Origin of the sequence: Mesorhizobium sp. AR02 (genome assembly GCF_024746835.1) — a bacterium.
Taxonomy (GTDB): Bacteria; Pseudomonadota; Alphaproteobacteria; order Rhizobiales; family Rhizobiaceae; genus Mesorhizobium.
In genome coordinates this window covers 888214-909940 of the sequence record NZ_CP080531.1, presented here as the reverse complement: position 1 = coordinate 909940, position 21727 = coordinate 888214, and the positions used below count along the sequence as shown (strand labels likewise).

General features: G+C 63.5%; 20 protein-coding genes. 12 read left to right on the top strand and 8 right to left on the bottom strand.

Annotated elements, in window-relative coordinates; genetic code table 11:
- Position 1 precedes the first annotated feature (1 nt).
- Genes tssE through tssA form a run of 5 tightly spaced genes read right to left on the bottom strand, consistent with a single transcriptional unit; the run spans position 2 to position 4475 of the window.
- The gene (tssE, locus tag DBIPINDM_RS08915) at positions 2–757 is read right to left on the bottom strand and encodes a type VI secretion system baseplate subunit TssE (RefSeq protein WP_172234890.1); all 756 of its coding nucleotides are present in this window, start codon (positions 755–757) and stop codon (positions 2–4) included.
- Complete coding sequence (locus DBIPINDM_RS08910; protein ID WP_416361774.1) at positions 744–1193, bottom strand: Hcp family type VI secretion system effector; 450 nt, start codon at positions 1191–1193, stop codon at positions 744–746. The genes tssE and DBIPINDM_RS08910 overlap by 14 nt, the downstream gene beginning before the upstream one ends.
- Positions 1194–1247: 54 nt before the next feature.
- Positions 1248–2753 carry a type VI secretion system contractile sheath large subunit gene (gene tssC, locus DBIPINDM_RS08905; RefSeq protein ID WP_258585390.1) on the bottom strand — a complete coding sequence of 502 codons (1506 nt, stop codon included), beginning with the start codon at positions 2751–2753 and terminating at the stop codon, positions 1248–1250.
- Positions 2754–2756: 3 nt separating this feature from the next.
- Complete coding sequence (gene tssB / locus DBIPINDM_RS08900) at positions 2757–3296, bottom strand: type VI secretion system contractile sheath small subunit (RefSeq protein ID WP_258585389.1); 540 nt, start codon at positions 3294–3296, stop codon at positions 2757–2759.
- A gap of 6 nt (positions 3297–3302) precedes the next feature.
- Positions 3303–4475: a type VI secretion system protein TssA gene (tssA, locus tag DBIPINDM_RS08895; protein ID WP_258585388.1), complete on the bottom strand. Its 1173-nt coding sequence runs from the start codon at positions 4473–4475 to the stop codon at positions 3303–3305.
- A 337-nt stretch (positions 4476–4812) separates the two neighbouring features.
- Between tssA and DBIPINDM_RS08890 the strand changes: the two genes are divergently transcribed.
- Positions 4813–7653 carry an ATP-dependent Clp protease ATP-binding subunit gene (locus tag DBIPINDM_RS08890; RefSeq protein ID WP_258585387.1) on the top strand — a complete coding sequence of 947 codons (2841 nt, stop codon included), beginning with the start codon at positions 4813–4815 and terminating at the stop codon, positions 7651–7653.
- A 65-nt stretch (positions 7654–7718) separates the two neighbouring features.
- Here the strand turns inward: DBIPINDM_RS08890 and DBIPINDM_RS08885 are convergent, their stop codons facing one another.
- Both DBIPINDM_RS08885 and DBIPINDM_RS08880 read right to left on the bottom strand, forming a co-directional pair.
- Positions 7719–8504: a GntR family transcriptional regulator gene (locus DBIPINDM_RS08885; protein ID WP_258589227.1), complete on the bottom strand. Its 786-nt coding sequence runs from the start codon at positions 8502–8504 to the stop codon at positions 7719–7721.
- A 1-nt stretch (position 8505) separates the two neighbouring features.
- On the bottom strand, positions 8506–9543 hold the full coding sequence (locus tag DBIPINDM_RS08880) for a Gfo/Idh/MocA family protein (protein ID WP_258585386.1): 1038 nt from the start codon (positions 9541–9543) through the stop codon (positions 8506–8508).
- A 176-nt stretch (positions 9544–9719) separates the two neighbouring features.
- On the opposite strand from DBIPINDM_RS08880, the gene DBIPINDM_RS08875 reads away from it, so the two are divergent.
- The 10 genes from DBIPINDM_RS08875 (at position 9720) to DBIPINDM_RS08830 (ending at position 19907) form a co-directional block, all read left to right on the top strand.
- Entirely contained in the window at positions 9720–10988 is a 1269-nt protein-coding gene (locus DBIPINDM_RS08875; RefSeq protein ID WP_258585385.1) for an ABC transporter substrate-binding protein, read from the top strand.
- 96 nt (positions 10989–11084) lie between these two features.
- Positions 11085–11972: a carbohydrate ABC transporter permease gene (locus DBIPINDM_RS08870; RefSeq protein WP_258585384.1), complete on the top strand. Its 888-nt coding sequence runs from the start codon at positions 11085–11087 to the stop codon at positions 11970–11972.
- A gap of 8 nt (positions 11973–11980) precedes the next feature.
- The gene (locus tag DBIPINDM_RS08865) at positions 11981–12856 is read left to right on the top strand and encodes a carbohydrate ABC transporter permease (RefSeq protein WP_258585383.1); all 876 of its coding nucleotides are present in this window, start codon (positions 11981–11983) and stop codon (positions 12854–12856) included.
- 57 nt (positions 12857–12913) lie between these two features.
- Positions 12914–13957, top strand: a complete 1044-nt coding sequence (locus tag DBIPINDM_RS08860) for an SIS domain-containing protein (RefSeq protein ID WP_258585382.1) — start codon at positions 12914–12916, stop codon at positions 13955–13957.
- Positions 13957–14886 carry an ROK family protein gene (locus DBIPINDM_RS08855; RefSeq protein ID WP_258585381.1) on the top strand — a complete coding sequence of 310 codons (930 nt, stop codon included), beginning with the start codon at positions 13957–13959 and terminating at the stop codon, positions 14884–14886. Before DBIPINDM_RS08860 ends, DBIPINDM_RS08855 begins: the two co-directional genes overlap by 1 nt.
- A gap of 4 nt (positions 14887–14890) precedes the next feature.
- Entirely contained in the window at positions 14891–15982 is a 1092-nt protein-coding gene (locus DBIPINDM_RS08850) for an ABC transporter ATP-binding protein (RefSeq protein ID WP_258585380.1), read from the top strand.
- Positions 15983–16159: 177 nt separating this feature from the next.
- Complete coding sequence (locus DBIPINDM_RS08845; protein WP_258585379.1) at positions 16160–17158, top strand: ABC transporter ATP-binding protein; 999 nt, start codon at positions 16160–16162, stop codon at positions 17156–17158.
- Between the two features lies 1 nt (position 17159).
- Positions 17160–18026 carry an ABC transporter permease gene (locus DBIPINDM_RS08840; protein WP_258585378.1) on the top strand — a complete coding sequence of 289 codons (867 nt, stop codon included), beginning with the start codon at positions 17160–17162 and terminating at the stop codon, positions 18024–18026.
- Positions 18026–18829: an ABC transporter permease gene (locus DBIPINDM_RS08835; protein WP_258585377.1), complete on the top strand. Its 804-nt coding sequence runs from the start codon at positions 18026–18028 to the stop codon at positions 18827–18829. Before DBIPINDM_RS08840 ends, DBIPINDM_RS08835 begins: the two co-directional genes overlap by 1 nt.
- Positions 18830–18860: 31 nt before the next feature.
- Positions 18861–19907 (top strand): extracellular solute-binding protein, encoded by a 1047-nt coding sequence (locus DBIPINDM_RS08830; protein WP_258585376.1) that lies wholly within the window; start codon positions 18861–18863, stop codon positions 19905–19907.
- A 72-nt stretch (positions 19908–19979) separates the two neighbouring features.
- On the opposite strand, the gene DBIPINDM_RS08825 is transcribed toward DBIPINDM_RS08830, so the two are convergent.
- Positions 19980–20681 carry a GntR family transcriptional regulator gene (locus DBIPINDM_RS08825; protein WP_258585375.1) on the bottom strand — a complete coding sequence of 234 codons (702 nt, stop codon included), beginning with the start codon at positions 20679–20681 and terminating at the stop codon, positions 19980–19982.
- A gap of 145 nt (positions 20682–20826) precedes the next feature.
- Here DBIPINDM_RS08825 and DBIPINDM_RS08820 point away from each other — a divergent pair, with 145 nt between their 5' ends.
- Entirely contained in the window at positions 20827–21711 is an 885-nt protein-coding gene (locus DBIPINDM_RS08820; protein WP_258585374.1) for a fumarylacetoacetate hydrolase family protein, read from the top strand.
- Positions 21712–21727 lie beyond the last annotated feature (16 nt).

Here is a 21727-nt window from a genome sequence, read left to right as displayed (position 1 = left end):
CTCAGGCGTCCCTAATTTCGGTCCGCGCCAAGCCGTTGTCGAGATTGATCGTGGTGCGCAGGCGCATGCGTTCCGGTGTGGGCGTCATGATCAGCACGGCATCGATCTCGATCTTCAGGCCCACGGTCTTGTCGCCCAGGGTGACGGTAACCTTCGTCGCGCTTTCCTTGAGGCGGGGCTCGAAGGTGGCGAGTACCGAGCGGATTTCGCGCGCCAGCACGTCGCGGTCGAAGTCGCGGGACGACCGGCCCGAGAAGGACGGCACGCCGTAATTGACCACGCTTCGACGCACCTCCGGAAAATCGGCGAGCGACGGTGGATTGTCCGCCATCTGCTCGTTTTCCAGGTCGGAAAGCAGCGGCGTGGCCTCGAAGCGCTCGGTGTTGAACAGAGCCTCGATGTCGCGCCGCACCGCTTCCCTGAGCACGCGGGCCGATACCACCACGCCGCGGCTTTCGATCTCGACGCGGTGCTGGGTCTGAAAGGCCAGGCGATGCAGACGCCGTTTCTGATCGGGCGTCAGCTCCGCATCGGCGTCGATGGTCCGTGCACTGCCGGCAACGAGGGTGTCGAGACGGTCCGCGCCAAGCTCGTCCAGCAGGACATGGCGCAGCCCGTCTATCTCCGAGGTCAGGCCCGGCAGGTCGTTGACGAGGCGATCCCACAGCGACGGCTGGACCGCCTCGCTTTTCGCCCGCAGGCTGCCCGCGATCTGTTGCTTGCCCGCGCCGGGCCGCCGAACCTCACTTGCCGACATAGACATCCATTTCGGCTTCATCATTGCCGTCATAGACGAACTTGATCTTCTTGTAGGCGAAGCTGACCTCTTCCTGGATCAGGTCTTCCTCATCTTCGGCCTGCGACATGTCGTATTCCATGATCGAGGCATCGGTGAGCGTGACGACCAGATAGTCCTTGGTCTCGCCATCGATGGTCCGCCGTGCGGAGAACACCACTTCATCGAGCGCCTTGTTCTCGAACAGTGCCTTTTTCAGATAGGGCGAGGATTTGTCGTAATGTTTGATGAACTTGATCATGCCCATGGACACGCGCCCGCGGCGTGAGAGCGAGTTCGGGTCATAGGGTGCGACCATCTTGTAATCGACGCCATGGATTTCGATTTCGTCCGAGTGGCCGTCGCGGGTGCTTGGGCCCTTGATATCGGGAACCTTCAGAAAACCATCAATCTTCATTGGCATTGTCTCTCTCCACCGCTTTCAAACAAAACAAGGTCTGGTTGCTGCAAATCAGGTCTTCACGGACGGCAGTTCCGATACCAGCCGCAGCGAGGCGTTGATGCCTTCCAGCTGGTAATGCGGGCGCAGATAGAAGCGGGCGTTGTAGTAGCCCGGCCGTCCTTCCACGCTGTCCACCTGGACTTCCGCCGCCGCAAGCGGCCGTTTGGCGCGCGCCTTGTCGTCGGCGAAGGCCGGGTTGGCCAGCACGTAGCGGTTGATCCACTCGGTCAGCCAGATCTGCATGTCGGAGCGTTCCTTGAACGAGCCGACCTTGTCGCGGGCGATCGCCTTGAGGTAGTGCGCGAAGCGCGAGACCGGGAAGAGGTAAGGCAGGTTGGCGCTCAGCCTTTCGTTCGACTGGGCGTCGGGGTCGACCAGCCGGCCGGCACGCGTCTCGTCGTCCTGCAGCGAGTGGGCGCCGATGAAGGCCGCCAGATCGGTGTTTTTCCGGTGCAGGATCGGCATCAGGCCGAGCTTGGCCAGTTCGGCCTCGCGCCGGTCGTCGATGGCGACTTCGGTCGGACATTTCATCGCGATCGAGCCATCGTCGGTCGGGAAGCTGTGCACCGGCAAATTGAGCACCGTGCCGCCATTCTCGACGCCGCGGATCTGCGTGCCCCAGCCGAAAAGCTTGTGGCTGCGGTTGATGTTGACGCCCATCGGGAAGGCGGCGTTCATCCAGACATATTTGTTGTGATCGCCCTGCACCTCTTCCTCGAAGGTGAAGCCCTTCACTGGAACGGTATCGGTGCCGTAGGGCAGCCTAGCCAGAACGCGCGGCATGGTCAGGCCGATATAGCGGGCGTCCTCGCTCTCGCGCAGCGACTGCCACGAGGCATAGGCCGGGTTGGAGACGATCTGTTGCAGGTCTTGCGGGTTCGGCAATTCCTGCCAGCTGTCCATGCGGAACAGGCGCGGTGAGGCGGCGGCGATGAACGGCGTGTGCGCCGAGGCGCAGATGCCGGAGATATTGCGCAGCAGGCCGACGTCGCGCGGGTGGTTGGAGAATTCGTAGGCGCCGATCACACAGCCGATCGGCTCGCCACCCAGCATCGAATACTCGTCCGTATAGACTTTCTTGAAGATCGGGCTCTGGTCCCACATCTGGCCTTCATAGTCTTCAAGCGTGTCGGCCAGCTGCTCCTTGGAGATGTTCATCACCCGGATCTTCAGCTTCTGATCCGTCTCGGTGTTGTTGACGAGATACCAGAGGCCGCGCCATGTGCCTTCCATCTCGCGCACTTCCGGCGCGTGCAGGATCTCGTTGACCTGTGTCGTCAGCATCTTGTCGATGCCGGCGATCAGCGACTTGATCGACTTGATCGCATTGGACGAAATGGTCGTGGTGTCGGAACGCGATTGCGCCGCGAGTGCGAGATTGCGCACGAGTTGCTGCAGCTTCTCGCTGTCGTCCTTCTTGACCTTGAAATCCTTCTCGAGGAGCCCGCTGAATTCGCCGAGGTCGATGGCTTCGGCCTCGGCGGCGACGGTAGCAGTCTTTTGCTGTTCGGCCATGGTTTACTCCCCTGCCTTGTCGTCGTCGGCGAGCGCCTGGCTGGCGATCTTGCCAAGCAGCGGCTCGTTGTTGAGAAGCTGCGCAATGCGTTTTTCGGCGTCGACGCGGCCATCCATGAAGCCGAGCAGTTCCTCGAGTTGACGACGCATCTTGAGGATCTCGGCCAGTTGCGGCACCTGCGCGGCAACCTTGTCCGGAGCGAAATCAGCCATCTTGGTGAAGGTGAGATCGAGCGCCAGTTCCTCGTCACGCTCCTGACCTTCGGCCTGCGGCAGCGTGTTCTTCACCCGGGCTTTGACGCGTGGCCCGAGCGCCTCCATGAATTTGGGGAAGCGATTCGCGTCGGTCTCGACGAAGGATCGGTCCAGCACCGATTTTGACGCTTCCTTGGTCTGCGAAGAGCCGGAAAGGTCGGCCATCACGGCCATGACAAACGGCAATTCGATCGTCGTCGGGCTACCGTAGGTTTCCACGTCGTAGGCGATCTGCACCCGCGGCGCGCGATTTCGTTCGATGACCTTCGCTTTGCTTTCGGCTGGCATGTGCTGTTACCTTTCATCCTTCTGAGCCGTCTTCTTGACATCGGGAACGCCGGCAAGGAGCCGGAATTCCTTCAGCCCAGACGGGGCGAGATCTTCCATCAGTTCAACGAAATCCATGTGCACCATGCGGCGCACACGCCGTGCCAGATGCGGTATGGGGCTCGACGGTTCGGTGCGGTCATAGAAGGCGACGACCAGGTCGAGGCATTTGACCACGTCGTCGCGCGAGGAGATCCGGTCGGGTAGCCCCGTGCTCGAGTCCGCGTAGCTTGCCGCACTTGCCATAGTCTCGGCTCCATGACCGTTTCGAGCAGGCGTTGCCGGTTCTGCCGGGGTGGGCGGCTTGGCCGCACCATTCGCCACGGCGCCGGCTGCCGCGTTCCGTTCGAGGGTCGTCAGCAAACGCTGCAGAAACCGCTTTAATTCCGGAACGGGAGCGCCGCCGCCCTCAAGGCGGGCGTTGAGGGCGGTTTCGACCGCGTCAAGGGCCGCGATCGCCGCCCGGGCGTCGGTAACGAGCGTGACCATCTCTGCGCCGGCCTGATCTATCTGTGCCGCACATCCGGCACGCACCCGGTTCAACAATTGCCCGTGTGCACTGACAAGTGCGGCCTTTTCTGCCGTGTTCAACCCCGAGGCGGCTTCCTGGAGCATGACACGGTCGTCTAGCGCGCTTTGTTCCAGGTCGCGCCCGCTGATTGGCCCGATCGAGCGTGGCGCAAAGAAAATCATCTGCCGCAGGTTCGCCAACAGCCCGTCCTGACCATTCTGGAGGTCGAGCAGCGCGTTGATACGGCGCAAGGCGGCATCGCGAGGCGAAGCGTTGGGCCGCAGGGCCGGATGCATGGTTTCCCAATGCTGATCGAAGGTCTGCGCAATGAGGGTCAGACCCTGCGCGAGCCCGGCCAGTCCGTCTTCATTGGCCAGCGCGCGCGTGACGATGACGAGCAGGCGCAGGTCGCGGCCATGCGCACGCAATTCCGCCGCCTTTGCCAGCACCGCGGACCAGTCGACCGGAATGGTGCTTTGCGAAGTCGGCTTGTTGTTGCCGTCGTGGACGACCTTGACCTCGGGCTCCGTCAGGCGCTCCAGCTCATGAAAAGCCGGGTCGTTGCGCAAATCCTCCCCTGACGGATTTCCACCGTCGAGCGGACTAAGCCAGAGTGCGACATCAATCACACAAACCCCCAGCGACCGGCCTCAAACCGTAAGTGACGCGACGTTATCACACGGTTGCACTTTACCACAATTCAACGACGGCTCAAAAATTAACAGAAGCTAAACGCAACCGCCTCCAGAGTGCCGGAATCCGTGGTGTGGTTGCCGAAGCTGCAGGCGAACCGCATTGCGGAGCCGCGCCCAAGTCCGTGGCTGTTTGCAGCCAGTGGTGCGGGACTTTCCACAAATGGAAAGGAGCCGGCTAAACCGGGCATCGCGACATCGGTCCATCACGCGCTTTGTCAAGTGACGGCTTATGTGGCACGTTACCGGCTGGCAGATTGCAGGAGCACGTTCGATGGAACAGCGCCGGTCATCGCAGACTTTCAAGCGCAAGGAACTGGTCGGCAAGCTCAATCCTGTCGGTGTCCGCGCCTTCAAGGCAGCTGCCGACACCGCCAAACTGCGCGGCAATCCTTACGTCGAACTCGTCCATTTCATCGAGCAGCTGGTGCTTTCCGACCGCTCGGATGTGCAGATGATCATCGCCGATGCAGGCGTCGATGCGAGCCGGCTCACGGCCGATATGACCCGCGCCGTCGACAAGCTGCCTTATGGCGCCACCTCGATCGAGGAATTCTCCGACCATATCTTTCATGCCATTCAGGAAGCCTGGAACCTGGCGACGCTGGAGTTCGGCGTCGAGGAAGTCCGCAGCGCCCATATTCTGCTTGCCTGCCTGAAGACGCCGGTGCTGGAAGGCCTGCTGTCGAAGATCAGCGGCGAGTTCGACAAGATCGACGCGGACGCGGTCATCGCGCGGTTCGCCGACGTCGTGGAGGGTTCGCTCGAAGCCGGCGCCTCGACCACGGTCTCCGCTCCAGAGGCGCCGCGGCGGGCTCCAGGCGGGGATTCGGCGCTGGCGAAATACGCCACCGACCTGACCCAGCGCGCCCGCGACGGCAAGATCGATCCGGTCGTCGGCCGCGATCCGGAGATCCGGCAGATCGTCGATATCCTGATGCGGCGCCGGCAGAACAATCCGATCCTGACCGGTGAGGCCGGGGTCGGCAAGACCGCGGTCGTCGAGGGCTTTGCCTTGCGCATCGCTGCGGAAGACGTCCCGCCGACACTGCAAGGCGTCAGCGTGCGCATGCTCGACGTCGGATTGATGCAGGCCGGCGCCAGCGTGAAGGGCGAATTCGAAAAACGGCTGAAGGCCGTCATCGACGAGGTTCAATCGTCCGAAACGCCGGTCATCCTGTTCATCGACGAAGCCCACACCTTGATCGGCGCCGGCGGCGCGGCTGGCACCGGTGATGCCGCCAATCTCTTGAAGCCGGCGCTGGCACGCGGCGAACTTCGCACCATCGCGGCAACGACCTGGGCCGAATACAAGCAGCACATCGAGAAGGACCCGGCGCTGACCCGTCGTTTCCAGGTGGTCAAGATCGACGAGCCGTCGGAGGCGGTGGCCGTCCTCATGTTGCGCGGTGTGGCCGGCGTCCTGGAGCAGCACCACAAGGTGCAGATACTCGATGAGGCGATCGAGGCGGCGGTCGGCCTGTCGCATCGCTACATCCCGGCACGGCAACTGCCTGACAAGGCGGTGAGCCTTCTCGACACCGCCTGCGCCCGTGTCGCCATATCGCAGCACGCCACGCCGGCCGAGGTCGAGGACATCATGCGCCGCCGCCAGGCGCTGGAGGTCGAGCGCGGCATCATCGGTCGCGAGGCCGCGATCGGCATCGAGGTGACTGACCGCCAGGCGCGCGTTGAAGCCGGGCTCGCCGAAACCGAGACCACGCTAGCCGCCGCCGAGGGGCGCTGGGAGCGCGAAAAGGCGCTGGTTGCCGAGATCCTCGAATTGCGCGCGCGGCTGCGCGGCGAGGGCGTGCCGCTCGATACGGCGGCGACCGCTGAGGCCGATACCGAAGCGGCAGCGGCGGACGCAGAAAAGACCAAGGTGCCCAAGACCGAGGTGCCCAAGACTGAGGTGCCCAAGACTGAGCCGCCCAAGGCTGAAACGACAAAGACGGAAACGACGAAGAGCAAGGCGGCCAAAGCCAAGGCCGAGGTGCCGGCGGTTGCCGATCCTGCGCCGTCAGATCCGGCCGCCGATCTCGCCCGGTTGCGCGAGCTGATGGCCGAACTGGCCGAGGCGCAAGGCGAAACACCACTGATCCTGCCGTCGGTCGACCGCAATGCCGTGGCGGCTGTCGTCCAGGACTGGACGGGCATCCCGACCGGGCGGATGCTGTCCAGCCAGACCGAGAAGGCGCTCAAGCTCGCCGCCACTTTGTCCGAGCGCGTGGTCGGGCAGGATCATGCGATGGAGATGATCGCCAAACGCGTGCAGACCAGCCGCGCCGGGCTCGGCGCGCCGGAAAAGCCGGTCGGCGTCTTCCTGCTCTGCGGCCCCTCGGGCGTCGGCAAGACCGAAACCGCGCTGGCACTGGCCGAAACGCTCTATGGCGGCGAGCAGAACCTGATCTCGATCAACATGTCCGAGTTCCAGGAGGCGCATACGGTGTCCACCTTGAAGGGTGCACCGCCCGGCTATGTCGGCTACGGCAAGGGCGGCATCCTGACCGAGGCCGTGCGCAGAAAACCCTATTCGGTGATCCTGCTCGACGAGGTCGAGAAGGCGCATCCGGACGTGCACGAAATCTTCTTCCAGGTCTTCGACAAGGGCATGATGGACGACAGCGAGGGCCGCCGGATCGATTTCAAGAACACGCTGATCCTGCTCACCTCGAATGTCGGCTCCGAGGTCATCATGGACCGCACGAAGAATGGTACGCTGCGGGCCGGGCTCGACGATCTCGATACCGCCTTGCGCAGCCCATTGCTGAAGGTCTTCCCTGCAGCCTTCCTCGGCCGGGTGGTGACCATTCCCTACTATCCGCTCTCGGATTCGATGATCGAGGCGATCACCCGTCACCAGTTTGCCAAGATCGCGCGCCGGCTGCGGGCAACCAACGATGCGGAATTGGTGATCGGCGACGGTGTCATGGATCTGGTCAAGGCCCGCTGCACCGAGATCGAATCCGGCGGGCGGATGATCGATGCCATCCTGACCAACACGCTGCTGCCGGAACTGAGCCGCGGCGTGCTCAACCGCTCGCTCGAGGGCGAAAAGATGACAAAAGTCACGGTCGGCGCCTCCAAGGAAGGTTTCACCTATTCCTTCGAGTAGGTTCTGATCATGGCTGGCTTACCCGCTATGACCTCTTCGCCCTCGGCTCCTGCCGTCCCGGGCGGCTATTCGCGGTCCACCCGTGGCGGCGCAATACGAGGGGCGGCGGTCTTGCCCGTGCGGGAGAAGGATGTGCGCAGGCGATAGCGGTCGCCGGCGTAGCGGATCGTCGAGGACAGCAGCGGCCGGCCGGCGGTGTCGACGATGAGCTGGCGCATGACCAGCGTGGACTTGCCGACATCGATGTCGAGATGGCGCGCCAGTACAGGATCGGCGTCATGCGCTTCGATCGTGGTTTCGGCGCGCGCCAGGTCGACGCCGGCATCGATCAGCAGGCCGAACAGCGACGCGTTGCGAAAGTCGATGCGGCCGAGATCGGGAACGAGGCTTGCTGCAAAGAACGAGGTGTCGACGGCGACCGGAACCTGGTCGAGGCGCCGGATCCGCTCTAGATGAAACAGTGTCGCGCCTGGCGCGATCGCAAGCTCCTCGGCTTCGTCCAGCGAGGCCGGCGCCTGTTCGGCGCGCAACACGTCGGAGGACGGCGTCAGGCCGAGACGCCTGGCGGTTTCGCTGAACGATTCCAGCGTGTTGGGAAATTCCTTCGGCACCTTGGCCGAGACATACCAGCCGCGCCCGTGCGAGGGCGTCAGCACGCCTTCCTCGACAAGGCTCTGCAGGGCCCGGCGCAAGGTCACCCTTGAGATCGACATGCGCGTGAACAGGTCGCGCTCGGCCGGCAGCCGCGCGCCCGAGGCTAGCTTGCCGCTGGCGATCTCCTGCAGGATCGCATCGGCCGCTTGCCGCCAGAGTGGCTCCGGTCCGTCCGACTGCAGTGGCGAGCCCTCCATCTCAGTCACCCCTGATCTTTTCCCACACGCCCGTTCGCATCGAACGGTAGCAGGCGTCAATTATGTGGTTGACGATGACGCCATCCTCGAACGTTTCCAGCGGCGTCGTCCCCGCCGCGAAGTGTTCCACAAAATGCCGCATCTGTTGCGAAAAACCGTAGGCGCGAGTTTCCTCGGGCACCGGATAGACCCAGCCGGTCTCGGCATCGGCCTTCTCGACGAGATAGCCCACCGGCTTCTCGATGAAACCCCAGACCGGCCCGACCGACGTGTCGGTGACGATGCGGCCGGCCGAGCCGACCAGTTCGTGACGCAGCTGCATGCCGCCTTTCTCGATCCACGAGGATTCGATCGTGGCCAGCTGGCCGCCGGCGAATTTCAGCAGCGCGATCGCCGTGTCTTCCCCGGTTGTCTTGTCACCGTGCACCAGCGTTGCGCCCCACGCCATCACCTCGGTGATTTCGTTGTCCTTGCCGAAGAAGTGACGCGCGCTTTCGACGGTGTGGCAGCCCATGTCGAGCAGGGCGCCGCCGCCGGCGAGTTCGGCGTTCCAGAAATGCGGTGCATGCGGCCCCGAATGCGCCTCGCGGGCGCGCATGGTGAGCAGATTGCCGATGCCGCCGGCCTGGATCATCTGGTGGGCCTTGGCGATGTTGGGCGAAAACACCGCGCATTCGGCATAGCCGTGCCAGATGCCGGCGCGCTGGACGATGTCGAGGATCTCCTGCGCCTCCTTGCCGGTGCGCGCCAATGGCTTGGTGCAGATCACGGCCTTGCCGTGCTTGGCGGCGATCCTGACGGCTTCGAGATGGATTTCATTGGGCAGCGCGATCACCACCAGCTCGACCGCCTTGTCGGCGCACAGCGCGTCGATGTCCCTGTGGGCGGTAACCTTGGGACCCCACTTCTTCGCGAAGGCTGTGGCGCGTTCGAAACTGCGCGACGAGCAGGCGACCAGCTCGGCATTGCGCACGTCGAGCAGCGAGTCCGCATAGGTCTCGGCGATGAAGCCCGAGCCCAGAATTCCAACGCCAATCATTCAAATCCTCCCAGATTTTTGCCCATCAGCCTGGTGCTGCTCAGCCCCGCAACGGCCGCTTAATGGAAAAGACAACACAATACCACTTGTCACAAGATGTATCAGTAGGTATGGTCCGAGGCAACAGTGCAAATCGTGAATCCACACGAGGCACCATCTTGAGGGAGAGCAGGACAATGCGTTCCATACGTGTATCGATCCCGCTGGCGGCGACGCTCGGCGTGATGTTTTCAGGCGGTGTCGGTGCCGCGTTTGCCGACCCGGTCACCATCACCTTGAACAGCTGGCGCACCGAGGATATCGCGGTGTGGCAGGACACCATCCTTCCGGCCTTCGAGGCCAAGCATCCCGACATCAAGGTCGAGTTCGCGCCGATCAACACCAATGAATACAACGCCGCCATCCAGTCGCAGATCGAAGGCGGCGCCGGCGGCGACCTGATCACCTGCCGCCCCTTCGACGTGAACCGCGAATGGATCAAGCGCGGCTATTTCGAGTCGCTCGAAGGCCTGCCGGGCCTGGCAAATTTCGACAAAACCTCGCGGGCCGCGTGGTCGGGCGCCGACGACAAGGCCTACTGCCTGCCGGTCGCCGCCGTGCTCGCCGGCTTCTACTACAACGCCGACATCTTCAAGGAACTGGGCCTGAAGGTGCCGACCACCAGCGCCGAGTTCATCGATGTGCTCACGGCGATCAAGAAGGACGGCCGCTACACGCCGCTGGCCTATGGCGCGGCCGAATCCTGGCAGCTCGCCTATAACGGCCTCTACTCGATCGGCCCCGCCTACTGGAAAGGCGAGGAGGGCCGGCTCGGCCTGATCGACGGCAAGAAGAAGCTGACCGATCCCGAATTCGTCGACGCCATCGCTGCCTTCGCAGCCTGGAAGCCGTTCCTGCCCGCCGGGCAGGAGAGCTTGAACTATGCCGACATGACGCAGCTGTTCACGCTCGGCAAGGCGGCCATCCTTCCCGACGGTTCATGGGACATCAACCAGGCGACCTCGACCGGCCTCAATGTCGGTGTGTTCGGTCCGCCGGTGCCGAAAGCCGGTGACAAGCGCTACCTGCAGGAAATGCCGGACATGGGCATCGGCATCAACGCCAAGAGCACGCACAAGGACGCGGCAAAAACCTTCCTCGACTGGGTGGCCGGGCCTGAGTTCCAGGAACTCTATGTCAACGCCGCCCCCGGCTTCTTCGCCATGAGCTCGAAGCCGGTCACCTACAAGAACAAGCTGGCGCAGGATTTCGCCGACCTGAAGAAGGGCGCCGAGCTGACCCCGCGTTTGGCGCTGGATCGTCTGAGTGCCGGCACGCCGCCGCTCGACGACGAGACCTGGCGTCTGCTGCAGGTGATGTTCACCAAATCCGACGTCACGCCGCAGCAGGTCGCCACTGAACTCCAGGCCGGCCTTGCCTCCTGGTACGGACCGCAGAAGAAGTAATCCGGCACCGCTTCGCGCATGCCTTGCCAGATGGCGGGGCATGCGCAAGCCTCCCGGCACGCCGGCGCCAGGCCGGCGTGAACATGAGGTCTTACGTTGATATCTCCCGCTGCCGCTTACCGAAACCTGCTGCTGTTCGTGCTGCCGGCGCTGGCCGTCTATCTGGTCTTTGCCGTGCTGCCGCTGGCGACCTCGATCGTCATGAGCTTCTTCCAGACCAGCGGCGCCTCGGGTGATGTCTTCGTCGGCTTCGCCAATTACGAGCGCCTGTTCACCCACCCGACCATCAGCGCCCGCTTCTGGAATGCGTTGCTCAACAACATGCAGTATTTCGCCATCCACCTGATCGTCGAAGTGCCGATGGGGCTGCTGCTGGCGGCGTTGCTGACGTCAGGCAAACTGGCGCGGTCGGAAGGCATCTACCGCACCTTGCTGTTCATTCCGGCGACGCTGTCGGTGGTCATTGTCGGCTTCGTCTGGCGCTTGATCATCAACCCGCTCTGGGGCCTGGTCGGCTTTCCCTTGCTGGGTACGGAATCGACAGCACTCACCACCATTTCGCTGATGTCGGTCTGGCAGTATTTCGGCATTCCGATGGTCTTCCTCTACAGCGCCCTGCTGGCGGTGCCCAACGAGCTTGTCGAAGCCGCCAACATCGACGGCGCCGGCGGCTGGACGACCTTCTGGAAGATCAAGTTCCCGCTGATCGCGCCGCAATTCGGGCTGATCGCGATCCTCACCTACATTTGGACCTTCAACGGCTTCGACTTGGTGTTCGCGCTCAACGGCTCGGCACCCGGACCGAACTACAGCACCGACATTCTCGGCACCTACTTCTACCGCACCTTCTTCGGCTCGAGCGGGCAGCTTGCCGATCTCGATCTGGGTAGCGCGGTCGCAACGGTCATCTTCCTCACGGTGTTGCTGGTCACCGCGGCCTATTTCTGGCTGATCCAGCGCCGCCTGAAATCCTATTCGGTCTAGGAGCTGAGATGAGCGCTCCAGGCCTCACCATTCCAGCCGCCCGTCGCCGCCAGGATCGCGAACCCTGGACATTCGAACGCATCATCGTGCACGCACTGTTGATCCTGTTCGTGCTGCTTGCCATCGGACCGGTGCTGATCGTCATCATCAATTCGCTGAAGACGACGCCGGCGATCTTCAGCGGGCCGTTCGACCTGCCGACGGCCAAGACCTTCAGCCTCGAAGGCTACAAGCGCGTCTTCACGCGTGGCAATTTCATCGTCAACTACCGCAACAGCCTCATTGTCACGGTGACGACGATCGTGCTGACGGTGGTGCTGTCGACGCTCGCCGCCTTTGCGCTGGTCGAATACCGGGTGCGGGCGGCGTCGCTGCTTAGCGGCCTGTTCGTGCTCGGCATCATGCTGCCGATCCGGCTCGGCACCATCCCGCTCATCCAGATGATGCTCGCCTGGAGACTGATGGACACGCTGGCGGCGCTCATCCTCGTCTACACCGCCATGAGTATCCCGATCGCGGTGACGTTGATGGTCACCTATTTCCGCACCGTGCCGACCGATCTCAAGGAAGCTGCCCGCATGGATGGCGCGAGCGAGCTGCGCACCTTCTGGATCGTGCTGCCGCTGGTCAGGCCGGGCCTCGCCGCTGTCGCAGCGCTGACCATGCTGCCGGTCTGGAACGACCTCTGGTTCCCGCTGATCCTGGCGCCAAGCCGGCAGAACCAGACGGTGACGCTCGGCGTGCAGCGGTTCGTCGGCCAATTCATGAACGACTATCCGGCACTGCTCGCCGCGCTGACGCTCGGCGCGGTGCCGCTGGTGCTGCTGTTCACCCTGTTCTCGCGGCAATTCATCAGCGGCCTGAGCAAGGGCTACAGCAAATAGCCGTACCTCCGACAGATTTTAACAAGACCGACAATTTCGAACTGATGGAACACTGAAATGCAGATAGGCACTTACATCCGCCGGCAGCCCGCGACCCTCACCGGTCTCCCCGCGGCGATCGGCGCGGACCTCGCTGGTTTTGCGAGCCTGCGCCAGAAGCCGGAGCGGATCGTGCTGCTCGGCACCGGATCGTCGATGAATGCGCTGCTGGCCGGCGCCGAGGCGCTGGAGGAGGGCACGGGCGCCTCGGTGATCGCCAAGGAGCCGGAGGCTTTCCTGCGCCTGCCGCCCAGGGCGTCGAACCAGCGCACGCTGGTTCTGGCTGCCTCGCAGTCCGGTATGAGCATCACCACGATCGAGGCGGTGCGCCTGTCGGTGCAATTAGGCTTTCCCACCCTTGTCATCACCGGAGAGGCCGGCAGCCTGATCACCGAGACCGGCGCCGAGATCATCGTGATGCCGATCGGCCCGGAGACGGTCGGCCCCAAGACCATGGGTTACACCGCGACCGTCATCTCGGTGCTGGCCGTCGCCGCCAAGCTCGCCGACAAGACGATCGATCTGTCGGGTCTGGTCGCGCAACTGGAGCAGACTGCGGAAACCGGTCTGGCGGCAGCCAAAGATCTGATCACCCGCTTCGGCATCCCCGATTACATACTGGTCGCCGGACAGGCGACGCATCTCGGCACAGCACTCGAGGCCTCGCTCAAGATCGCCGAGATCAGCGGCGTGCCAACCGCTGCCTTCGACACTGAGGAGGCCTTGCACGGCCATGTCTATGGCACGACCGACAACAGCCTGGTGATATCAATCGCGCAGACCGAGACCGAGGCGAAGGTCGCCGCCAATCTCGGCGAGGCGCTGGCCGAGCTCGGACCGCGCGCGGCCGTCCTCAACCTCTCCGGCCACCCGACCCGCTTCGACCTCGATGTCAGCTGGCCGACAGCGCCGGAGCAGCAATGGCTTGCCGGCTGCTGGGCGCCGATGCCGCTGCAATGGTACGGTTGCGAACTGGCGATCGCGCGCGGCATCGATCCCGACAAGATGATCTACCCCAACCTCGGACGGCGGCTCAACGTGCGCATCCGCAAGGAGGCCTGATGGTAACCGCTGTTGGAATCGACATTGGCGGCAGCCTGGTCAAGCTCGGCGTCGTCGACGGTTCAGGCAAGGTCCTGGCGCGCGGTGCTGTCCCGGTGCATCGCGACATCGAATTTTCAGATTTCGTCCATCTGGTCACCGAGGCAACCGAAGAGCTGAGAAAGGCGTATCCCGACATCACCGCCATCGGCATTGGCGTGCCCGGCACGCCAAATCCCGAGACCGGCATGCTCAATGGCCGCTGCCCGGCAATCCCGGCCCTGTTGAAAGGGTCGCTGTCAAAGCTGTTCAGCATCCGCTTCGGTGTGCCGGCCGTTGTCCGCAACGATGCCGTCAGCGCCACCCATGGCGAAATGCGCCACGGCGCCGGGCGTCCGTTCTCGCGCTTTGCGCTGCTGACGCTCGGCACCGGCATTGGCGGATCCATGGTCATCGATCGCAAGGTCATCGACGGCCCGGATGGGCTGCCGCCGCAATTCGGCTGCATCTCGTTGGATCCGGTCCGCACCGACATCGCCGATCCGGTGCCTGGCATGGTCGAGAACCTGGCCAGCGCCCGCGCGCTGGTCAATCGCTATCGCCAGCTCAAGCCGGACACGGATGCCAAAGACGCCGAGACCGTCGTGGATTTGGCCAAGGGTGGCGAGCCGATCGCGCTGCAGGTGGTCGACGAAGTGGCGCGCTGGCTCGGCCAGATGATCGGCATCATGTCGAACATGCTCAACATCGAGGCGGCAATCATCGGCGGCGGCCTGTCGCTGGCCGGTCCCTTCTTCATCGATCGCATCGCCAAAAATGTCAGGGATTTCGTGCTGCTCAAACCCGGCCGCCCGCCGGTTATCGTGGCGGCCGAGCACGGCAACGATGCCGGCGTGATCGGTGCCGCGGCACTGGCGCTCGACATGTTCGCACCCGCGGCAAAGGAATAGCGCCATGGCCGACGTCGAACTGCGCAAGATTTCCAAGAGTTTTCAGAACCTGAAGGTCGTCCACGACATCGATCTCGACATTGCCGAGGGCGAGTTCGTCGTTCTCGTCGGACCCTCCGGCTGCGGCAAGTCGACGACGCTGCGCATGGTGGCGGGGCTGGACCGGCCAAGCGGTGGCGAGATCCATATTGGCGGCAGGCTGGTCAACGACGTCCAGGCAAGGGACCGCGACATCGCCATGGTCTTCCAGAGCTACGCGCTTTATCCGCAAATGACGGTAGCGCAGAACATGGCCTTCGGCCTGCGCATCCGCAAGGTGCCGGACGCCGAGGTGACGCAACGCATCGCCCGTGTCGCCGACATACTCGACCTCAGCGAGCTCTTGCAGCGCAAGCCGCACCAGCTCTCCGGCGGCCAGCGCCAGCGCGTCGCCATGGGCCGCGCCATGGTGCGCCAGCCGAAAGTCTTTCTCTTCGATGAGCCGCTTTCCAATCTCGACGCCAAGCTCAGGGTCAAGATGCGCGCCGAGATCAAGAAGCTGCACCAGATGGTCGCCACCACCACGGTCTACGTCACCCATGATCAGGTCGAGGCGATGACATTGGCCGACCGCGTCGTGGTGATGAACAAGGGGCGGATCGAACAGATCGGGCCGCCCAACGATCTCTATCACGAGCCGGCCAGCCGTTTCGTCGCCGGCTTCATCGGCAGTCCCGGCATGAATTTCTTCAAGTGCCGGCTGGAAGGGCGCGGCGACAGGCTGGCGGTCGTGCTCGGCGATGGCACGGCACTCGCAGTGCCTGCTTCCCGCACCGCGCGCTATGCCGGCCATGTCGGGCGCGAGCTTGAATTCGGCCTGCGTCCCGAGCACATCACCGAGCAGCGCGAGCGGCCCGATACAGTCGACATCAAGGTGCCGGTCGAGGTCGTCGAGCCGATGGGCATGGAGACGCTGCTGCATGTGCTTGTCGCCGGGGCGGAGGCGACGGCACGCATCGACCCCGCTGCGACACCGAAGCCGGGCGAGATGGCGACGCTGTCGCTCGGCATGGGCCACATGCATTTGCTCGACCTCGAAAGCGGCAAGGTGCTCTGAGACGCGAAGGCTCCAACACAGGTCGAAAACGGGCCTACCACACATTCGTGTGTCGAAACGCAAAAACAATATATTATCCGTTGACAAATATAATTTTGGAGCGAATTTTTAAGTGCGGCGCCAGGCGGCCGTGATGGCCTTCGGGCCATCTCCCTGCAGTCCAGGAATGTGCCGGTCATGATCGACATCCACAGCGTGTCAAAGTCCTTCGTGACCAGGGACGCCGATCCGGTGCATGCGCTGAAAGAAGTCAGCCTGGAAATCTACGACAATGAGTTCTTCACGCTGCTCGGCCCGTCGGGCTGCGGCAAGACAACCCTCTTGCGCCTGATCGCCGGCTTCGAGGCGCCAAGTTCGGGTGCCATCCGCATCGCGGGCAGCGACGTCGCCGCCTTGCCGCCGCAGAAGCGGCCGGTCAACACGGTGTTCCAGAGCTACGCGCTGTTCCCGCATATGAGCGTCGCCGAAAACGTCGCGTTCGGGCTGGAAATGCAGAACGCGCCGAAAGCGCTGATCGACGAGCGCGTCAGGGAAGCGCTGGAAATGGTCCGGCTCGAAGGCTTTGCCACGCGGCGCCCCGCACAATTGTCGGGCGGTCAGCAGCAGCGTGTCGCGGTGGCGCGCGCGCTGGCGCCCAAGCCGAGTGTGCTGCTGCTCGACGAACCGCTATCGGCCCTCGACCTCAAACTACGCAAGGGTATGCAGAGCGAATTGAAGCGGCTGCAACGCGAAACCGGCATCACCTTCGTGCTGGTCACCCACGACCAGGAGGAGGCGCTGGCCATGTCCGACCGGATCGCGGTGATGCGCAGCGGCGACGTGCTGCAGGTCGGCACGCCCCGCGACATCTACGACAATCCGCGGGACCGCTTCGTCGCCGACTTCATCGGCGAGTCCAACCTTTTGCCCGGTGCCGCCCTTGGCCGCGATCCGGCAAAGACGATCGTCGTGCGCCCCGAACACATCGTCGTCTCGCCGGTATCGGACGGCGCCAGCGGCCACGCCACGGGCGCGGTCTCGGCCATCACCTTCCTCGGCTCCGACACGCTCTATGAGGTCGTGCTGGAGGAGGGGGCAAAACTGCATTCGCGCTCGCGCGGCGGTGCGTCCCTCGCGACAGGAGACAAGGTCGTCGTCGACTGGGCCCGTGCCGTCGAACGCGAGCTGGCGAACTGAGATGGGTCCGAACCGCACCTATCTCCTGATTGCGCCGGCCATGCTGGTCATCGGCATCTTCATGGTGCTGCCGCTGTTCCTGGCGGTCGCCTATTCCTTCATGACCGCCAATCCCTATGGCGGCGTCACCGCGCCGGCGACATTCGACGCCTATCTGCAGTTCCTTTACCAGCGCGACTTCGACGACAGCCTGGTGTTTTCGCCGAGCTATGCGCTGATCATCCTGCGCTCGATCTATCTGGCGATCGCCACCACCGTCATCTGCCTCGTGCTCGGCCTTCCCGTCGCCTGGTATATCGTCTGCCAGACACCGGAGCGCCGGCGCATCCTTCTGTTTGCCGTCACGCTGCCATTCTGGATCAACACGCTGATCCGCACCTATTGCTGGATCCTGATCCTGCGCGACGAAGGCCTGGCCAACGGCGCGCTGCGCCATGCCGGCATCATCTCCGATCCGCTGCCGCTGCTCTACAATGACGGGCCGATCCTGCTCGGCCTCGTCTACACCTTCCTGCCCTTCATGGTGCTGCCGATCTATTCGACGCTGGAGCGCATCGATGTCAGGCTGATCGAGGCGGCTCACGACCTCTACGCCAGCCGCGCCGCCGTCTTCCGCCGCATCGTCTGGCCGCTGGCGAGGCCCGGCGCGCTGGCCGGCGCCACGCTTGTCTTCGCGCCGGCGCTGGGTTCCTTCCTGGCGCCCGACCTGCTCGGCGGCGGCAAGAAGCTGCTCATCGGCAGCCTGATCCAGATGCAGTTCACCTCATCGCGCAACTGGCCGTTTGGCGCGGCACTCTCGACGGTCGTGACGGTCGTCGTGCTGACCGTCTTCGTCATCCGCTCGCGCCGGGCGCAGGAGGAACGATGATGAACGGCGCAAAGCCTTTCGACTGGCGGCACACGCCCGGACTGTCGGCCTACACCGCGCTGATCTTCGTGTTCTTCTACGCGCCGCTGCTGATCCTGGTCATCTACGCCTTCAACTCGAGCCGCTTGGTCACCGTCTGGGCCGGCTTCAGCTTCAAATGGTTCGTCGCCGTCGCCAACAATGGCGCGATCCGCGACGCCGCCTTCAACAGCGTCATCATCGCCATCGTCGCCACCATCGCCTCGACAGCGATTGCGACTGCCGGCGCCATTGCGCTGGAACGTGGCCGGCTGCGCTTCGGGCGGGGTGCTGCAACAGCGCTGATCGCGATGCCGCTGGTGGTGCCGGAGATCGTCGTGGCGATCACCACGCTGATTTTCTTTTCCGGGCTCGGCATGCATCACGGGCTGATCAATCTGATGATCGCCCACACCGTCTTCTGCATTCCGTTCGCGCTGCTGCCGATCCAGGCGCGGCTGCGCGATATGGGCGGCACACTGGAGGAAGCGGGGCGCGACCTCTATGCCGACGAGTGGCGGCTGTTTCGCCGCGTCACGCTGCCCTTGCTGCTGCCGGCAATCTCGGCCGGCGCCATCATGGCCTTCGTCGTCTCGCTCGATGATTTCCTGATCTCGATGATGGTGTCGAGCGCGGGATCGACCACCTTGCCCGTCTACATCTACGGCATGATGCGGCTTGGCGTGACGCCGGAGGTCAACGCCATCTCCACCATCCTGCTTGCCGTTTCCATCGTCTTCGTCGCCGCGGCCCTGCTCGTCGGACGACGCAACAGACTTGCCTAGAAAAATAAGACCAGACCAGAGGAGAACAACCGTGACCAAATGGAAAGAAGGACTTTCGAGGATAGCTCTTGCCGCCGCCATGCTCGGCGCAATCACCACCAGCGCGCTCGCCGATGCCGGCGAATTGCACATCTACAACTGGACCGACTACACGTCGGACGAGATGATCAAGAAGTTCGAGGCCGAGACCGGGATCAAGGTGACCATCGACACCTACGATTCCAACGAAACCGCGCTCGCCAAGCTGAGCTCGGGTGCCGCCGGCTACGACGTGATGATCATCAGCAACGACTTCGTGCCGATCTTCGTCAAGCAGAAGCTGTTCCAGGAAGTCGACGCTGCGGCGATGCCGAACTTCAAGAATGTCGATCCGAAGTGGCAGCACCGGCCCTGGGATCCGGATGCGAAATACACCGTGCCATGGGTGTGGGGCACCACCTCCTATTCGGTCGATACCGCGGTCTACAAAGGCCCGACCGACAGCCTGAAGCCGCTGTTCGATCCGCCGGCGGAGCTCAAGGGCAAGGTCGGCATGTTCGGCTCGCCGACCGAGGTGATATCGCTCGCGCTGGTCTATCTCGGCAAGGACCAGTGCAACAGCAATCCGGCGGATCTGAAAGAACTCGATGCCTTGCTCGAGGCGCAGAAGCCGTTCGTGAAAGTCTACAATTCCGACGGCATCGTCGAGCGCCAGGTCGCCGGCGAAACGGTCATGCACGAGCAGTGGTCGGGCAAGGCGCTGGCGACCCGCCAGCAGAAGTCGACGGTCAAATACGTCTACCCCAAGGAAGGCGTGGTTGGCTGGATGGACAATGTCGCGGTGCCGACGACGGCGCCCAATCTCGACAATGCCAAGAAGTTCCTCAACTTCCTGATGGACCCGGAAAACATCGCGCTGCAGCAGAAATACACCGGCTACCAGAGCGGGATCGCCGGATCGAACAAACTGCTGGCGCCGGACGTCGGCGGCTCGCCCGAATTCAATCCGCCGGCCGATCTCAAGATCACCTTCGCGCCGTCATGCGACGAGAAGGCGATCCGCGCCTATGACCGGATCTGGACGAACCTGCGCCAGTAAGACTGCAACGCGAAACGCCGCTCCTCGCAGGAGCGGCGTTTTGTTTTTCGCCGGAGGAAGCTGAATGAAAAGCTACGCCCGCTCGATCGTCTTGCGCGCCGGCAGGTCGTCGGCTTCGGCGGCCAGCAGGATGTCTGTGGTGACAGCCAGATGCGCCGCCAGCAATTCGCATGCCTTCTCCGCATTGCGGTCGAGCACCGCGTTGGCGAGGTCCTGATGTTCCTTGCTGATGTTGCGCGCCCTTGGCGCCAGCGAGACCGACCGCCGGCGATAGCGTTCGCTCTGGTCATACAGCTGGTCGCGCAGGCGCAGCAGCCAGCGGCTGTCGCAGCCGGCGACCAGCGCCTTGTGGAAGGCCGCGTGCGCGGTCGCCCATTCGTCGCTCGAATGCACCGGATCATCCGGCGTGTGCTCGGGCGTGCGCGACAGCCGGTGGAGCGCTGCGACCAGCTGCGATTCCCAGGCGACGTCGCCGACCTCGATGGCGCGGCGGATGCACAGTGTTTCGATCTGGATGCGCGTCTTGGTGAGGTCGAGCAGGTCCTCGGCCGAGATCGGCGCGGCGCGAAAGCCGCGCTGCGGTTCGGCCACGACCAGTCCTTCGGACGTCAGTCGCGACAATGCCTCGCGGATGGCGCCAAGGCTGACGGACAGCCTGTCGCACAGCTCCTGGACCTTGAGCCGGCTGCCGGGTGCGATCCGGCACGACAACAGGTCGGCGCGCAAATCCTCATACGCGCCCTGGGTGAGATTGATCGAGCCTTCCCTAGCCATTCGTTTGCCTGCGGGCGAATCCATCCTTCGAGGGGCCTTGATACATTATCCCAGCGGAAAATCAGAATGCAAAATAATATATTCTCTGTTGACAGATATATAATTTCTCAACAAAGTCCAGCCTTCACAAGCGAGGAAGTGGCCAGTGCGATTTGCAGCCTATAAATCGTCGCGGGGACCTGGGCTGGCGATTGCCTTGCCGGCAGGTGAGTTCCGCGGCATCGACGCCAGCGATGCGATGTTTCCCGGATGGCTGGACGAGCTGATTGCCGAAGGCACGCCGGCGCTGCAGGCCGCCGGCGAGAAGCTGGCCTGCGGGCGGCGGATCGATGCGAAATCCGTCGAATGGCTGCCGCCGATCTCGAGGCCCGGCAAGATCATCTGCGTCGGCCTCAACTATGTCGACCATTCGATCGAGAGCGGCTTCGTGCCGCCGACCTATCCGACTTTGTTCGCCCGCTTCTCGACCAGCCTGATCGGCCATGGTGCGGCGATCCGCCGGCCGGAGGCCTCGATCCAGCTCGACTATGAGGGCGAGATGGTTGCGGTCATCGGCAAGGCCGGCCGCCACATTGCACCGGCCCAGGCGCTCAGCCATGTCGCCGGCTATTCCATCTTCAACGACGGCTCGATCCGCGACTTCCAGACCAAGGCGCCGCAATGGACCGTCGGCAAGAATTTCGATGGCACCGGTTCCTTCGGGCCGATCTTTGTCACAGCGGACGAGTTGCCGCCTGGCGGCAAGGGCCTGCGCATCCAGACGCGCCTCAACGGCGAGATCGTCCAGAACGCCTCGACCGACGACATGATCTTCGATGTCGTCTCGCTGATCTCGATCATCAGTGAAGCCATCACGCTGGAGCCGGGCGACATCCTCGTCACCGGCACGCCGTCCGGCGTCGGCGTGGCGCGCAAGCCGCAGCTGTTCATGAAGCATGGCGATATCTGCGAAGTCGAGCTGGAAGGCGTCGGCATCCTGTCCAATGTCGTGGCCGACGATGTCATCGCAGCCCAGGCCGTCAACCAATAACCCTCGCCAACTCCGA